Source organism: Pantoea sp. SO10 (genome assembly GCF_005281435.1).
Classification (GTDB): Bacteria; Pseudomonadota; Gammaproteobacteria; order Enterobacterales; family Enterobacteriaceae; genus Pantoea; species Pantoea leporis.
Map to the genome: position 1 here is coordinate 3,787,508 of NZ_CP040095.1, position 14,990 is coordinate 3,802,497.

Here is a 14,990-nt window from a genome sequence, read left to right on the forward strand (position 1 = left end):
CGCATTTCCCCTCACTTTATTACGCGCTCACTTATCCTTTCATCACCCTTCAGCCCGCTTTCTCTGTGATCCTCAACCGCTTCGGCCGTAAGCTTGCAAACTCATACATCCACTCCTGAGCGTTAGCTCACACTGCTTCCATATAGTGAAACTTTTTGCACTATTTGTGATCGTGTCGTCTCGTCATGCTGCCTTTTGGTGCGCCATATTAGCCAGAATCTTCTGAGTGCTTCAGTTTATTAAAAGATCTTTCCAGAGAATTCAGGATTCTGCAAACCTGGCATCAGGTTTGCAGAGTTGTGGATGGCTAACCACCACAGACAGAAAACAGCGCACATTAAAGTGCGCGCAAACATAACAACACACGATATCGCCACACAGGATGCTTTATGAAAAAGATGATGCTTTCCACTCTGGTTGCTGCAGCCTCGCTGTTAGCTGTTGCTCAACAAGCGCACGCTGGCACCACGCTGGATGCCATTAAGAAGAAAGGTTTTATACAGTGCGGCATCAGTGACGGCCTGCCAGGCTTCTCTTATGCTGACTCTAACGGCAAATTCACCGGTATTGACGTGGATGTATGCCGTGCAGCCGCTGCCGCAGTATTTGGCGACGCAACTAAAGTGAAATACACCCCGCTGACCGCGAAAGAACGCTTCACCGCGCTGCAGTCTGGCGAAGTAGACATCTTATCTCGTAACACCACATGGACCTCATCACGCGATGGCGGCATGGGCTTCCTGTTTGCAGGCGTGAACTATTACGACGGTATCGGCTTCCTGACGCACCAGAAAGCCGGTCTGAAAAGTGCTAAAGAGTTGGATGGCGCCACCGTGTGTATTCAGGCCGGTACTGATACCGAGCTGAACGTGGCTGACTACTTCAAAACCCATAAAATGCAGTACACCCCCGTGACCTTCGACCGCTCTGACGAATCCGCTAAAGCGCTCGACAGCGGCCGTTGCGACACCCTCGCGTCTGACCAATCTCAGCTGTATGCGCTGCGTATCAAACTTGGCAAGCCAGACGAGTTCATTGTACTGCCAGAAGTGATCTCGAAAGAGCCGCTGGGGCCCGTGGTACGTCGCGGTGATGACGATTGGTTCACCATCGTCAAATGGTCGCTGTATGCCATGCTGAACGCGGAAGAGATGGGTATCAGCTCTAAAAATGTCGATGACATGGTAGCGAAACCGACTACGCCGGATATGGCACATCTGCTGGGCGCGGAAGGTGACTTCGGTAAAGACCTGAAGCTCGATAACAAGTGGGCTTACAACATCATCAAACAAGTGGGTAACTATCAGGAAGTGTTCGACCGTAACGTCGGTAAAGACAGCGCACTGAAGATTAAGCGCGGCCAGAATGCGCTGTGGAATGCGGGCGGCATCCAGTACGCTCCGCCAGTTCGTTAATTCCATTCTGCCAGTCGGGCACCGCATCCTGCGGTGCCCACGCGTAATCTTCACTGAGGTTTTAACATGTCGCAACGCCCAACCGTAAAAAGGGATTTTTCGTTCGGTAATCCTACGGTTCGCGCCTGGCTTTACCAGATCGTCGCGATTGTTGCCGTGCTTGCTGTGGTGGGATATTTAATCCACAACACCGTAATCAATCTGGCCAATCGTGGCATCACTTCCGGATTCGGGTTTCTGGATCGCAGTGCCGGCTTCGGCATCGTCCAGCACCTGATTGATTACACCGAAGGCGACACTTACGCGCGCGTGTTTATGGTGGGGTTGACCAACACCCTGCTGGTTTCTGCGCTCTGTATTGTTTTCGCTTCGATCCTTGGCTTTGCCGTGGGCCTGGCTCGCTTGTCTGAGAACTGGCTGCTGCGCAAGCTTTCAACCATTTATATCGAGACCTTCCGTAATATCCCGCCGCTGCTGCAGATCTTTTTCTGGTACTTCGCGGTACTGCGTAACCTGCCCGGCCCACGTCAGGCACTCAACGCTTTTGATTTGGCATTCGTCAGCAATCGCGGTTTGTATATTCCGTGGCCAGAGTACGCACCTGGCACATGGCCATTCCTGATCGCGCTGGCGTTAGCGGTGCTGGGTTGCGTGGCGCTGTTCCGCTACAACCGTAAGCATCAGTTAAAAACCGGCCAACTGCGTCGCACCTGGCCGGCTGCGGTTGGGTTGCTGATTCTGCTGCCGCTGATTGCTCATACCTTGTTTGGCGTTGCCATGCATTGGGATGTGCCGGAACTGCGTGGATTTAACTTCCGCGGCGGTTTCGTGATGATCCCTGAGCTCGCCGCGTTGACTCTCGCGCTGTCGGTTTATACCTCGTCGTTCATCGCCGAAGTGATTCGTTCCGGTATTCAGTCGGTGCCACATGGTCAAAGTGAAGCTGCACGTTCGCTCGGTTTACCTAATCCAGTGACCATGCGACAGGTGATCATTCCGCAGGCAATGCGTGTGATTATCCCGCCACTCACCAGCCAGTACCTCAACATCGTGAAAAACTCATCGCTGGCGGCCGCTATCGGCTATCCAGATATGGTTTCGCTGTTTGCCGGTACCGTGCTGAACCAAACCGGTCAGGCGATAGAAACCATCGCGATTACCATGGCGGTTTACCTGATTATCAGCCTGATCATTTCACTGCTGATGAACCTCTACAATCGCAAAATTGCGCTGGTTGAGCGTTAAGAGAACGGGATCATTATGTCTGTTACTACACATGAAACACCGCCGATTCCGACCAATCCACTTAGCAAGGCTTGGCTCTGGGCACGCAAAAATCTGTTCTCCAGCTGGCTGAATACATTGCTGACGTTGTTCAGCATCTGGCTTATCTGGAACGTGATTCCTCCGGCACTGAACTGGCTGGTATTTCAGGCTAACTGGATTGGTGAGACGCGCGCAGACTGTACCAAAGAAGGCGCATGCTGGGTGTTTATCCATGCACGCTTTGGCCAGTTTATGTATGGGCTCTATCCGCATGAACTGCGCTGGCGCATCAACCTGTCGCTGGTCATCGGCTTGCTCTCGATTATTCCGATGTTCATCAAATCAATGCCGCGTCGCGGTCGCTACATCGCTTGTTGGGCGGTGGTCTATCCGATTGTGGTTTGGTTCCTGATGTACGGTGGTTATTTCGGTTTAGAGCGCGTAGAGACTCGCCAGTGGGGCGGCCTGACATTAACGCTGATTATCGCTTCAGTGGGGATTGCCGGCGCGCTGCCGTTGGGGATTTTACTGGCGCTGGGACGCCGCTCTGAAATGCCGGTGGTGCGTACACTTTCGATCATCTTCATTGAGTTCTGGCGTGGTGTACCGCTGATCACCGTACTGTTTATGTCGTCGGTGATGCTGCCACTGTTTATGGCGGAAGGTACTACCATCGACAAGCTGGTGCGTGCGTTGGTTGGCGTGATTTTGTTCCAGTCTGCGTATGTCGCGGAAGTGGTGCGCGGCGGTTTGCAGGCGCTACCAAAAGGCCAATATGAAGCCGCTGAATCTCTGTCGCTGGGCTACTGTAAAACCCAGATGCTGGTGATTTTACCGCAGGCGCTCAAGATGACCATTCCCGGCCTGGTGAATACCATCATTGCGCTGTTTAAAGATACCAGCCTGGTGATCATCATCGGCTTATTCGATCTCTTCAGTAGCGTGCAGCAAGCCACCGTTGATCCAACCTGGTTGGGTATGTCGACGGAAGGCTATGTATTTGCTGCCATGGTTTACTGGATTTTCTGTTTTAGTATGTCGCGCTATAGCCAGTATCTGGAGAAGCGTTTTCACACCGGGCGTGCATCGCACTGAGGTTTAACATGACACAAACTATGACTAATGCGGCTGATGCCATGATGATTACACTCGAAAACGTTAACAAATGGTACGGTCAGTTCCATGTATTGAAAGACATCAATTTAAAAGTAAAACCACGCGAACGTATCGTACTGTGCGGACCGTCCGGTTCGGGTAAATCGACCACTATTCGTTGTATCAATCACCTCGAAGAACATCAGCAAGGACGCATCGTGGTGGATGGCATCCATCTCAATCACGATGTGCGTAATATTGAACGAGTTCGAACCGAAGTAGGCATGGTTTTCCAGCACTTTAATCTTTTCCCGCATCTTACCGTTTTGCAAAACTGTACGCTGGCACCGATTTGGGTACGCAAAATGCCGAAGAAAGAAGCAGAAGAGCTGGCCATGCATTACCTTCAGCGTGTACGCATTGCTGAGCATGCGCATAAATTTCCTGGCCAGCTTTCAGGTGGTCAGCAACAGCGTGTGGCGATCGCCCGTTCACTCTGTATGAAGCCGAAAATTATGCTGTTTGATGAGCCAACCTCCGCGCTCGATCCAGAGATGGTTAAAGAAGTACTCGATACGATGATTGGCCTGGCAGAAGATGGCATGACCATGTTGTGCGTTACCCATGAGATGGGATTTGCGCGTACGGTGGCGGATCGTGTGATCTTCATGGATCGGGGTGAAATTGTCGAAGAAGCCCCGCCTCAGGAGTTCTTTGCCAATCCGAAATCAGAACGTACACGTGCGTTTCTGTCACAGGTTATTCATTGATATCCAGTGAGTTAGATTAAGAAACGCCTCTGCTGAAAAGCAGGGGCTTTTTTTATAACTGCAATTTGAATTGGGTTAGGTTTGTGAGTGACAGCTGAAGGTTTCTGATGCATACAAAAAAGCCCTGAACTTTCGTTCAGGGCTTCTGTGTTTGATGCCTGGCAGTTCCCTACTCTCGCATGGGGAGACCCCACACTACCATCGGCGCTACGGCGTTTCACTTCTGAGTTCGGCATGGGGTCAGGTGGGACCACCGCGCTAAAGCCGCCAGGCAAATTCTGTAATTTACCGAACTCACGCTTTAAAACTGGTGCTGATACCCAGAGTCGAACTGGGGACCTCACCCTTACCAAGGGTGCGCTCTACCAACTGAGCCATATCAGCACACTTTAAATTGATGCCTGGCAGTTCCCTACTCTCGCATGGGGAGGCCCCACACTACCATCGGCGCTACGGCGTTTCACTTCTGAGTTCGGCATGGGGTCAGGTGGGACCACCGCGCTAAAGCCGCCAGGCAAATTCTTGCTGCACGAAACGAATATTTTTCACTGATGCCGCGTTGCTCTCCCTCGCGTAACTCAGTCACATACTTCAGTATGCTCCCTCGCTCCGTCTCGGTCGGCGCCTCGCCTCAGCGTAAAATCTTCGCTTCCGCTAATTCTTTATCCGGTAAAACAAGCTGAAAATCCGGTCTCTCAGACCAAAACGCCTCTGGCGTTGTAAGGTTAAGCCTCACGGGTCATTAGTACCGGTTAGCTCAACGCATCGCTGCGCTTACACATCCGGCCTATCAACGTCGTAGTCTTCAACGTCCCTTCAGGACCCTCAAGGGGTCAGGGAGAACTCATCTCGGGGCAAGTTTCGTGCTTAGATGCTTTCAGCACTTATCTTTTCCGCACTTAGCTACCGGGCAGTGCCATTGGCATGACAACCCGAACACCAGTGGTGCGTTCACTCCGGTCCTCTCGTACTAGGAGCAACCCCCCTCAATTCTCCAGCGCCCACGGCAGATAGGGACCGAACTGTCTCACGACGTTCTAAACCCAGCTCGCGTACCACTTTAAACGGCGAACAGCCGTACCCTTGGGACCTACTTCAGCCCCAGGATGTGATGAGCCGACATCGAGGTGCCAAACACCGCCGTCGATATGAACTCTTGGGCGGTATCAGCCTGTTATCCCCGGAGTACCTTTTATCCGTTGAGCGATGGCCCTTCCATTCAGAACCACCGGATCACTATGACCTGCTTTCGCACCTGCTCGAGCCGTCACTCTCGCAGTCAAGCTGGCTTATGCCATTGCACTAACCTCCTGATGTCCGACCAGGATTAGCCAACCTTCGTGCTCCTCCGTTACTCTTTGGGAGGAGACCGCCCCAGTCAAACTACCCACCAGACACTGTCCGCAGCCCGGATTACGGGCCTACGTTAGAACATCAAACATTAAAGGGTGGTATTTCAAGGTTGGCTCCACGCAGACTGGCGTCCACGCTTCAAAGCCTCCCACCTATCCTACACATCAAGGCTCAATGTTCAGTGTCAAGCTATAGTAAAGGTTCACGGGGTCTTTCCGTCTTGCCGCGGGTACACTGCATCTTCACAGCGATTTCAATTTCACTGAGTCTCGGGTGGAGACAGCCTGGCCATCATTACGCCATTCGTGCAGGTCGGAACTTACCCGACAAGGAATTTCGCTACCTTAGGACCGTTATAGTTACGGCCGCCGTTTACCGGGGCTTCGATCAAGAGCTTCTCCTTGCGGATAACCCCATCAATTAACCTTCCGGCACCGGGCAGGCGTCACACCGTATACGTCCACTTTCGTGTTTGCACAGTGCTGTGTTTTTAATAAACAGTTGCAGCCAGCTGGTATCTTCGACTGCCTTCAGCTCCATCCGCGAGGGACTTCACCTGATGACAGCGTGCCTTCTCCCGAAGTTACGGCACCATTTTGCCTAGTTCCTTCACCCGAGTTCTCTCAAGCGCCTTGGTATTCTCTACCTGACCACCTGTGTCGGTTTGGGGTACGATTTCGTGTTACCTGGAGCTTAGAGGCTTTTCCTGGAAGCAGGGCATCAGTTACTTCACCACCGTGGTGGCTCGTCGTCACGCCTCAGCGTTAATAAGAGTCCGGATTTACCTGAACTCTCCGCCTACACGCTTAAACCGGGACAACCGTCGCCCGGATAACCTAGCCTTCTCCGTCCCCCTTCGCAGTAACACCAAGTGCAGGAATATTAACCTGCTTCCCATCGACTACGCTTTTCAGCCTCGCCTTAGGGGTCGACTCACCCTGCTCCGATTAACGTTGAACAGGAACCCTTGGTCTTCCGGCGAGCGGGCTTTTCACCCGCTTTATCGTTACTTATGTCAGCATTCGCACTTCTGATACCTCCAGCATGCCTCACAGCACACCTTCAACGGCTTACAGAACGCTCCCCTACCCAACAACGCATACGCGTCGCTGCCGCAGCTTCGGTGCATGGTTTAGCCCCGTTACATCTTCCGCGCAGGCCGACTCGACCAGTGAGCTATTACGCTTTCTTTAAATGATGGCTGCTTCTAAGCCAACATCCTGGCTGTCTGTGCCTTCCCACATCGTTTCCCACTTAACCATGACTTTGGGACCTTAGCTGGCGGTCTGGGTTGTTTCCCTCTTCACGACGGACGTTAGCACCCGCCGTGTGTCTCCCGTGATAACATTCTCCGGTATTCGCAGTTTGCATCGGGTTGGTAAGCCGGGATGGCCCCCTAGCCGAAACAGTGCTCTACCCCCGGAGATGAGTTCACGAGGCGCTACCTAAATAGCTTTCGGGGAGAACCAGCTATCTCCCGGTTTGATTGGCCTTTCACCCCCAGCCACAAGTCATCCGCTAATTTTTCAACATTAGTCGGTTCGGTCCTCCAGTTAGTGTTACCCAACCTTCAACCTGCCCATGGCTAGATCACCGGGTTTCGGGTCTATACCCTGCAACTTAACGCCCAGTTAAGACTCGGTTTCCCTGCGGCTCCCCTATACGGTTAACCTTGCTACAGAATATAAGTCGCTGACCCATTATACAAAAGGTACGCAGTCACCCCATAAAGAGGCTCCCACTGCTTGTACGTACACGGTTTCAGGTTCTGTTTCACTCCCCTCGCCGGGGTTCTTTTCGCCTTTCCCTCACGGTACTGGTTCACTATCGGTCAGTCAGGAGTATTTAGCCTTGGAGGATGGTCCCCCCATATTCAGACAGGATACCACGTGTCCCGCCCTACTCTTCGAACTCACAGAATGTGCACTTTCGTGTACGGGGCTATCACCCGGTATCGCGCGACTTTCCAGACGCTTCCACTAACGCACAAACTGATTCAGGTTCTGGGCTGTTCCCCGTTCGCTCGCCGCTACTGGGGGAATCTCGGTTGATTTCTTTTCCTCCGGGTACTTAGATGTTTCAGTTCCCCGGGTTCGCCTCGCAACACTATGTATTCATGTTGCGATGATGCACTGGGTGCACCGGGTTTCCCCATTCGGACATCGTCGGCTGTAGCGGTTCATATCACCTTACCGACGCTTTACGCAGATTAGCACGTCCTTCATCGCCTCTGACTGCCAGGGCATCCACCGTGTACGCTTAGTCGCTTAACCTCACAACCCACAGGCGTTTTGCAACGCGTGCAGACTGCAAGCATTTGAGAGACTCGAACATATCGCCGCTTCATTCTTATTACGGAGAATGAAGACGATACGTCGTTTCAATTTTCAGCTTGTTCCGGATTGTTAAAGAGCATAATACTTCGCAGCACACCGTTTCCGGTTTGCTCTGAAGTATTGTTTTGAGTCACTGTAATGGTGGAGCTAAGCGGGATCGAACCGCTGACCTCCTGCGTGCAAGGCAGGCGCTCTCCCAGCTGAGCTATAGCCCCATACAGTTACTGCAGAGACCACTACTACCACTCACCAGGAGTTCCGTTTTTGACAAACGGTAATTTCTTTTCAGGCAAGGCAAAGTGGCGCGACGTATAGTTCACTATACGAGCGGCGCTTTAACGCAGCATGAGAAGAAATTTGGTAGGCCTGAGTGGACTTGAACCACCGACCTCACCCTTATCAGGGGTGCGCTCTAACCACCTGAGCTACAAGCCTGTAGAGGTTTTTTCTGCTCGTTACTTTCTATCAGACAATCTGTGTGAGCACTTCGCGGGAAGGTATCTTCAGGTAAGGAGGTGATCCAACCGCAGGTTCCCCTACGGTTACCTTGTTACGACTTCACCCCAGTCATGAATCACAAAGTGGTAAGCGCCCTCCCGAAGGTTAAGCTACCTACTTCTTTTGCAACCCACTCCCATGGTGTGACGGGCGGTGTGTACAAGGCCCGGGAACGTATTCACCGTAGCATTCTGATCTACGATTACTAGCGATTCCGACTTCACGGAGTCGAGTTGCAGACTCCGATCCGGACTACGACGCACTTTATGAGGTCCGCTTGCTCTCGCGAGGTCGCTTCTCTTTGTATGCGCCATTGTAGCACGTGTGTAGCCCTACTCGTAAGGGCCATGATGACTTGACGTCATCCCCACCTTCCTCCAGTTTATCACTGGCAGTCTCCTTTGAGTTCCCGGCCGGACCGCTGGCAACAAAGGATAAGGGTTGCGCTCGTTGCGGGACTTAACCCAACATTTCACAACACGAGCTGACGACAGCCATGCAGCACCTGTCTCAGAGTTCCCGAAGGCACCAAAGCATCTCTGCTAAGTTCTCTGGATGTCAAGAGTAGGTAAGGTTCTTCGCGTTGCATCGAATTAAACCACATGCTCCACCGCTTGTGCGGGCCCCCGTCAATTCATTTGAGTTTTAACCTTGCGGCCGTACTCCCCAGGCGGTCGACTTAACGCGTTAGCTCCGGAAGCCACTCCTCAAGGGAACAACCTCCAAGTCGACATCGTTTACGGCGTGGACTACCAGGGTATCTAATCCTGTTTGCTCCCCACGCTTTCGCACCTGAGCGTCAGTCTTTGTCCAGGGGGCCGCCTTCGCCACCGGTATTCCTCCAGATCTCTACGCATTTCACCGCTACACCTGGAATTCTACCCCCTCTACAAGACTCCAGCCTGCCAGTTTCGAATGCAGTTCCCAGGTTAAGCCCGGGGATTTCACATCCGACTTGACAGACCGCCTGCGTGCGCTTTACGCCCAGTAATTCCGATTAACGCTTGCACCCTCCGTATTACCGCGGCTGCTGGCACGGAGTTAGCCGGTGCTTCTTCTGCGGGTAACGTCAATCGGTGAAGCTATTAACTTCACCGCCTTCCTCCCCGCTGAAAGTACTTTACAACCCGAAGGCCTTCTTCATACACGCGGCATGGCTGCATCAGGCTTGCGCCCATTGTGCAATATTCCCCACTGCTGCCTCCCGTAGGAGTCTGGACCGTGTCTCAGTTCCAGTGTGGCTGGTCATCCTCTCAGACCAGCTAGGGATCGTCGCCTAGGTGAGCCATTACCCCACCTACTAGCTAATCCCATCTGGGCACATCCGATGGTGTGAGGCCCGAAGGTCCCCCACTTTGGTCTTGCGACGTTATGCGGTATTAGCTACCGTTTCCAGTAGTTATCCCCCTCCATCGGGCAGTTTCCCAGACGTTACTCACCCGTCCGCCACTCGTCACCCGAGAGCAAGCTCTCTGTGCTACCGTTCGACTTGCATGTGTTAGGCCTGCCGCCAGCGTTCAATCTGAGCCATGATCAAACTCTTCAATTTAAGTTTGATTTGCTGAAACCAGTTCAGCGGTGCTCATCTGTAAAACGTCATAATGAATTTCATTATGTGTTCACTCGTGAGGCTTTGATATTTTTTTGCGTCCGGAGACGCGGATATCAATCCTGCGAGTGCCCACACAGATTGTCTGATAAATTGTTAAAGAGCGTTGCGAACAGCGGCTGAACCGTCTGTCGCGAGGTGGCGTATACTACGCTACTCTCCTTCGGAGTCAAACACTTTTTTCAGCGTTTTCATCCGGCGGGATGAATTTCTTCACTCCCTGCTGAGTCGTCTGCGTTGCCGCTTTGCCGTCTCAGTGGTGGCGCATTATAGGGATCCGAATTTTTTGCACAACCCCTTTTTTCGATCTTTTTAATCGACTGGCGAGTTTTCACTCTTTTCGCTGCGATCGCGAGCGATCCGCTCAAAAATCATCTTGTTTATCCGCCTTTTAAGCCGCAGGCTTGGGTAAAAACGTAAAAGGAGAAGATCATGTCCACAGCCCTACGACCTTATAAGAACCATTTCCCGCAACAAGGCGATCGCGTGATGATCGATAACAGCAGCGTGGTGGTGGGTGAAGTACAACTCGACGATGACGTTAGCATCTGGCCGCTGGTTGCGATTCGTGGTGACGTCAATAAAGTGGTGATAGGCAAAAGAAGCAATATTCAGGATGGCAGCGTACTGCACGTCACTCACAAGTCCAGCAGCAATCCGGAAGGTTATCCGCTGATTGTTGGCGAAGATGTCACGGTAGGGCATAAAGCGATGCTGCACGGCTGTACTATCGGCAATCGCGTACTGGTTGGAATGGGATCCATTCTGCTGGACGGCGTGATCGTTGAAGATGATGTGATGATTGGCGCTGGCAGTTTGGTGCCGCCAGGTAAACGACTGGAAAGTGGCTACCTGTATTTAGGCAGCCCGGTTAAGCAGGTCCGCCCACTCAGTGAAGCGGAAATCGCCGGGCTGCTTTACTCATCCAATAACTATGTCGGTTGGAAGAATGAATATCTCTCTCAGGAAAGCCAATCTCATTCCTGATCGCCAATTTTATCCCTGTTGCATCGACTGCTTTAGTTTGGCTATCACTGGCGTGATCTCTGGCATCACGCCATGCCATAAATGGAAAGCGTGAGCGGCTTGCCCTACTAACATGCCAACACCATCCGCCAGCTGCTGCGCGCCCTGCTGCTGGCACCACAGTAAGAATGGCGTCAAACCTTGTTGATAAAACATGTCATAACAACGCGTTTGCGCATTAATTAGCGATGTGGCTAACGCCGGAACTTTGCCATCAACACCGCTCGAGGTCGCATTAATGATCAGATCAAATTGCTGATCCGCTAATTGCTCAAAGCTGGCCGCTTTGATATCCCCGCTATGCTGGAAAATCTCTGCCAGCTGCTCGGCGCGTGCCACGGTGCGATTCACTACCACCAGCGAACATCCGAATGAAAGCAGCGGCAGGATTACGCCACGCGCAGCACCACCGGCGCCCACCAGCAGAATTCGATCGCCTTGATGGATCATCTGCAGTCGTTCCAGATCGCTGAGCAAGCCGATGCCATCGGTGTTATCGCCGAAGATCTTGCCCTGCGCATCTTTCTTTAACGTATTAACCGCACCAGACAATGCCGCACGCTCGCTAAGCTCATCGGCAAATTCCCACGCCTGCTGTTTAAAAGGCAGCGTGACATTGGCACCTTTGCCGCCATGCGCAAAAAAATCGGCGATCGACTGAGGAAAACCCTCAAGTGGCGCGCACTCCTTGCCATATTGATGCTCAATGCCGGTTTGCTCAGCGAACAAGCTATGAATGAAAGGAGATTTGCTATGCGCAATCGGGTGACCAAATACGGCAAAATTTTCCATACGTTAGCCCTGACGAATAAGTTCACCGCTAATAACGTCGCGGATTTCAGAAGGATTCAGTCGCCCACCCGTTTCAGCATGTAAGACCGGGAACTGCGGACCAAATTGCTTAGCAACCTCTTCCGCATTACGACAAGGCGGTTCGCCGGAAAGATTGGCGCTGGTCGAAACCAGAGGTTTACCAAAACCGCGACACAAAGCCTGTACGTCCGGATGATCGCTAACGCGAATGGCCAGTGAGTCAAAACGCCCCGTTAACCAACGCGGCGTATGTGGCGAAGCTGGCACTACATAGGTTACCGGGCCAGGCCAACTGGCAAACATACGCTCGCGCTGCAGCACAGAGAGTTCACGGTCGGCGATATAAGGTTCCAGCTGCGCGTAATCGGCTGCAATCAAAATGAGTCCCTTCTCGACTGGACGCTGCTTGAGCGCCAAAAGCGCCATTACGGCATTCTCGCTGTCGGGATCGCAGCCCAATCCAAATACAGCTTCGGTTGGATAGGCGATAACTTCCTTTTGCTGTAGCCTCTCAATGCAAAAATCGAGACTACCCGCTGAATACTGGCTTGGCTTCATGATGATGATGCGTCCTGGACGATGGGCTTACCGCAGCGTTTGCTGGCGCAGAAGCGCTTCATGCCTTGTGCGGTTTTCTTCTCTATTAATAAAGGGAACTGGCAATGCGGGCAAACGCCTTCAACCGGCGCTGCGTTAAGGACAAACTGGCAATCTGGATAGCGATCGCAAGAGTAGAAGGTTTTGCCATAGCGCGAGCGCCGCTGTACCAGTTTACCGCTCTGACATTGCGGACAGGCGATAGCTGTTTCATCAGGCTTGTCGATAGTTTCGGTGTAATCACATTCCGGGTAGTGACTGCAACCCACGAACATGCCAAATCGCCCCTGACGCAGAACTTTGTCTGCGCCACACTGGGGGCATGCATGGCCTTCCAGCACTTTAACGACGTGTCCATCTCCCTGACTTTTCAGCGGGCGAATGTAATCGCAGGTTGGATAATTTACACACCCCAGAAAAGGGCCGTGTTTGCCGGAACGTATGACTAATTCTGCCCCGCAAGCGGGGCAGGGATCGTGTTTAGGCACGGAAAATAGTGCTGATTTACTCATATTACCGGTTGCATCAATCGCAAATTATTAATGCAGCATACCTTCATTGACGTCGAATAACAGTTCTTCCATTTGCTGATAGGCGTTTTCACATCCTGGGATGTTAAACAGCACCATCAACACCACCCATTTGAGATCTTCAAGATCGAATTCGAGGGTATCAAGGGCCATTACACGTTCGATGACCATCTCGCGCGTTTCCATATTCAGCACCTGGACCTGTTCCAGGAACAAAATAAAACCGCGACATTCTGCATCTAAACGCTGGTTTTCCTCTTCGGTATAGATTCGCATTGAGAGCGGATCGTTTGCCATGAGTACTGGCGCAACCAAGCCTTCCTGATAATCCGCTAACCGCTCAAGCCAATTCAACGCATTGTAGATATCTTCACGATGAAAACCGGCATCGGTTAAATCATCGGTCAATTTATCCTGATCAACGCGCATTTCAGCTTCGTTGTGGATATACGTCTCAAACAAGTACATAAGTACGTCGAACATGGCATGCCCTCCTCAATCGGACATAGCCGCCGGGTACAGCTGCGATCCATCCTGCTAACTCCAGCTCCAGCAGGTGAGCTGCGATAACTGGCACAGGTTGGCCGGCACGTTCAGCGACGACGTCAACAGGTGTAACCTCATCACCTACGTTAGCCAACACAGTTGCAAATGGCAATGGCACATCGTCACTGTGTTGTGAATATATTGTTTCTGAACTGCTATCAGGCAACCATTGCAGCGTTGAATGTAAATCTTCAAGGATATTGTTAGGATGCGCCACCAGCAGCGCGCCTTGCTGGATAAGCCAGTGCGTACCTTCACTACCCGGATTGCCTAGCGCGCCGGGTAATGCATAAACGTTACGATTTTGTTCCAAAGCGTAGCGTGCCGTCACCAGCGAACCGCTTTTTAACGTGGCTTCAACTACCAGTACGCCAAGACTTAAACCACTGATGATGCGATTACGCCGCGGAAAGTTAACCGCATGCGGTGCCGTATCAAGGGGGAATTCCGAGATCAGTGCGCCACCGCCAGCGATGATCTCACGTGCTAACGCTTGATGACTTTTAGGGTAGATATGCTGCAGGCCGCTGCCTAATACTGCAACGGTTTTGCCCTGCACTTCTAACGCGGCCCGATGCGCCACGCCATCGATTCCGCGCGCAAGGCCGCTGGTGATGGTCAATCCACTTAGCGCTAATTGCTGCGTAAACCAGCTTCCCCATTGCTTACCATAATGCGTGCAGTGACGGCTGCCCACGACACCGAGTTGGGGCGTCTGCAAGATGTCCATATTTCCCGCGACATACAGCAATGAGGGACGTCGACTGATTTCCGCTAACGCCGAGGGATAATGTTCGTCGATACAGGTAACTACATGATGCTGTTCATCCTCCAGCCATAGATGTGTTCGTGCTAACTGGCGTGGACAAAGCTCTTTAAACTGTTGTCGCTGGGTTTCGTTTAATCCCTGATCCAGTAAAAGATCGTCATCAACCTGAGCATTATCCTGCAATGCCTCAGCTAAATGTCTGACAACTCCAGAGCTTAAGCCTTTCACATTTGCCAGCCTGAGCATCCATTCAATTCTCTCCATGCTGCACTCCCTGTCAGCCGCGCTATCATGCGGTGCAATGCTGTCAATCAGACATCAAAAAGTCTACAATATGAGGCAGTAATCTTTTCTTCAACGCATACAG

10 protein-coding genes, 3 tRNA genes and 4 rRNA genes are annotated in these 14,990 nt (G+C 52.1%); 5 read left to right on the forward strand and 12 right to left on the reverse strand.

Features of this window, described 5'->3' with window-relative positions; genetic code table 11:
* Window positions 1–389 precede the first annotated feature (389 nt).
* The 4 genes from FCN45_RS17435 (at window position 390) to FCN45_RS17450 (ending at window position 4,546) form a co-directional block, all read left to right on the forward strand.
* Complete coding sequence (locus FCN45_RS17435; protein WP_101762828.1) at window positions 390–1,415, forward strand: amino acid ABC transporter substrate-binding protein; 1,026 nt, start codon at window positions 390–392, stop codon at window positions 1,413–1,415.
* A 66-nt stretch (window positions 1,416–1,481) separates the two neighbouring features.
* Window positions 1,482–2,660 carry an amino acid ABC transporter permease gene (locus tag FCN45_RS17440; protein WP_101762827.1) on the forward strand — a complete coding sequence of 393 codons (1,179 nt, stop codon included), beginning with the start codon at window positions 1,482–1,484 and terminating at the stop codon, window positions 2,658–2,660.
* A gap of 15 nt (window positions 2,661–2,675) precedes the next feature.
* Complete coding sequence (locus FCN45_RS17445; protein ID WP_137386626.1) at window positions 2,676–3,776, forward strand: amino acid ABC transporter permease; 1,101 nt, start codon at window positions 2,676–2,678, stop codon at window positions 3,774–3,776.
* An 8-nt stretch (window positions 3,777–3,784) separates the two neighbouring features.
* On the forward strand, window positions 3,785–4,546 hold the full coding sequence (locus tag FCN45_RS17450; protein ID WP_061720213.1) for an amino acid ABC transporter ATP-binding protein: 762 nt from the start codon (window positions 3,785–3,787) through the stop codon (window positions 4,544–4,546).
* 156 nt (window positions 4,547–4,702) lie between these two features.
* Here the strand turns inward: FCN45_RS17450 and rrf (FCN45_RS17455) are convergent.
* From rrf (FCN45_RS17455) to FCN45_RS17485, 7 genes are all read right to left on the reverse strand, one after another.
* A 5S ribosomal RNA gene (gene rrf, locus FCN45_RS17455) occupies window positions 4,703–4,818 on the reverse strand.
* Between the two features lie 36 nt (window positions 4,819–4,854).
* Window positions 4,855–4,930: transfer RNA gene (locus tag FCN45_RS17460), tRNA-Thr, on the reverse strand.
* Between the two features lie 15 nt (window positions 4,931–4,945).
* A 5S ribosomal RNA gene (gene rrf, locus FCN45_RS17465) occupies window positions 4,946–5,061 on the reverse strand.
* A gap of 206 nt (window positions 5,062–5,267) precedes the next feature.
* Window positions 5,268–8,172: ribosomal RNA gene (locus FCN45_RS17470) — 23S ribosomal RNA — on the reverse strand.
* A 202-nt stretch (window positions 8,173–8,374) separates the two neighbouring features.
* Window positions 8,375–8,450 (reverse strand) — tRNA-Ala (locus tag FCN45_RS17475).
* 143 nt (window positions 8,451–8,593) lie between these two features.
* Window positions 8,594–8,670: transfer RNA gene (locus FCN45_RS17480), tRNA-Ile, on the reverse strand.
* Between the two features lie 73 nt (window positions 8,671–8,743).
* A 16S ribosomal RNA gene (locus tag FCN45_RS17485) occupies window positions 8,744–10,282 on the reverse strand.
* Together the 16S, 23S and 5S rRNA genes with 3 tRNA genes alongside form the textbook arrangement of a ribosomal RNA operon.
* Window positions 10,283–10,774: 492 nt before the next feature.
* Between FCN45_RS17485 and FCN45_RS17490 the strand changes: the two genes are divergently transcribed.
* On the forward strand, window positions 10,775–11,329 hold the full coding sequence (locus FCN45_RS17490) for a gamma carbonic anhydrase family protein (protein WP_137386627.1): 555 nt from the start codon (window positions 10,775–10,777) through the stop codon (window positions 11,327–11,329).
* A 9-nt stretch (window positions 11,330–11,338) separates the two neighbouring features.
* On the opposite strand, the gene aroE is transcribed toward FCN45_RS17490, so the two are convergent.
* From aroE to dprA, 5 genes are read right to left on the reverse strand one after another with little or no spacing between them, the layout of a single operon-like run.
* A complete protein-coding gene (aroE, locus tag FCN45_RS17495) occupies window positions 11,339–12,160 on the reverse strand; it encodes a shikimate dehydrogenase (protein WP_137386628.1) in 822 nt (273 codons plus the stop codon).
* Between the two features lie 3 nt (window positions 12,161–12,163).
* Window positions 12,164–12,739, reverse strand: coding sequence for an L-threonylcarbamoyladenylate synthase type 1 TsaC (tsaC, locus tag FCN45_RS17500; protein ID WP_137386629.1), 576 nt, complete (start codon window positions 12,737–12,739; stop codon window positions 12,164–12,166).
* Window positions 12,736–13,290: a type I DNA topoisomerase gene (locus FCN45_RS17505; RefSeq protein WP_101762573.1), complete on the reverse strand. Its 555-nt coding sequence runs from the start codon at window positions 13,288–13,290 to the stop codon at window positions 12,736–12,738. Before FCN45_RS17505 ends, tsaC begins: the two co-directional genes overlap by 4 nt.
* A gap of 27 nt (window positions 13,291–13,317) precedes the next feature.
* Complete coding sequence (gene smg, locus FCN45_RS17510) at window positions 13,318–13,791, reverse strand: DUF494 family protein Smg (RefSeq protein WP_007891699.1); 474 nt, start codon at window positions 13,789–13,791, stop codon at window positions 13,318–13,320.
* Window positions 13,763–14,887: a DNA-protecting protein DprA gene (gene dprA, locus FCN45_RS17515; protein WP_110867590.1), complete on the reverse strand. Its 1,125-nt coding sequence runs from the start codon at window positions 14,885–14,887 to the stop codon at window positions 13,763–13,765. The genes smg and dprA overlap by 29 nt, the downstream gene beginning before the upstream one ends.
* Between the last annotated feature and the right edge of the window lie 103 nt (window positions 14,888–14,990).

What these genes read in the sequence shown, in the direction of transcription:
- FCN45_RS17505 (WP_101762573.1), bottom strand. Translation starts at nt 13,290, where the DNA reads ATGAGTAAATCAGCACTATTTTCCGTGCCTAAACACGATCCCTGCCCC.
- FCN45_RS17450 (WP_061720213.1), top strand. Translation starts at nt 3,785, where the DNA reads ATGACACAAACTATGACTAATGCGGCTGATGCCATGATGATTACACTC.
- smg (WP_007891699.1), bottom strand. Translation starts at nt 13,791, where the DNA reads ATGTTCGACGTACTTATGTACTTGTTTGAGACGTATATCCACAACGAA.
- FCN45_RS17440 (WP_101762827.1), top strand. Translation starts at nt 1,482, where the DNA reads ATGTCGCAACGCCCAACCGTAAAAAGGGATTTTTCGTTCGGTAATCCT.
- tsaC (WP_137386629.1), bottom strand. Translation starts at nt 12,739, where the DNA reads ATGAAGCCAAGCCAGTATTCAGCGGGTAGTCTCGATTTTTGCATTGAG.
- dprA (WP_110867590.1), bottom strand. Translation starts at nt 14,887, where the DNA reads ATGGAGAGAATTGAATGGATGCTCAGGCTGGCAAATGTGAAAGGCTTA.
- FCN45_RS17445 (WP_137386626.1), top strand. Translation starts at nt 2,676, where the DNA reads ATGTCTGTTACTACACATGAAACACCGCCGATTCCGACCAATCCACTT.
- aroE (WP_137386628.1), bottom strand. Translation starts at nt 12,160, where the DNA reads ATGGAAAATTTTGCCGTATTTGGTCACCCGATTGCGCATAGCAAATCT.
- FCN45_RS17490 (WP_137386627.1), top strand. Translation starts at nt 10,775, where the DNA reads ATGTCCACAGCCCTACGACCTTATAAGAACCATTTCCCGCAACAAGGC.
- FCN45_RS17435 (WP_101762828.1), top strand. Translation starts at nt 390, where the DNA reads ATGAAAAAGATGATGCTTTCCACTCTGGTTGCTGCAGCCTCGCTGTTA.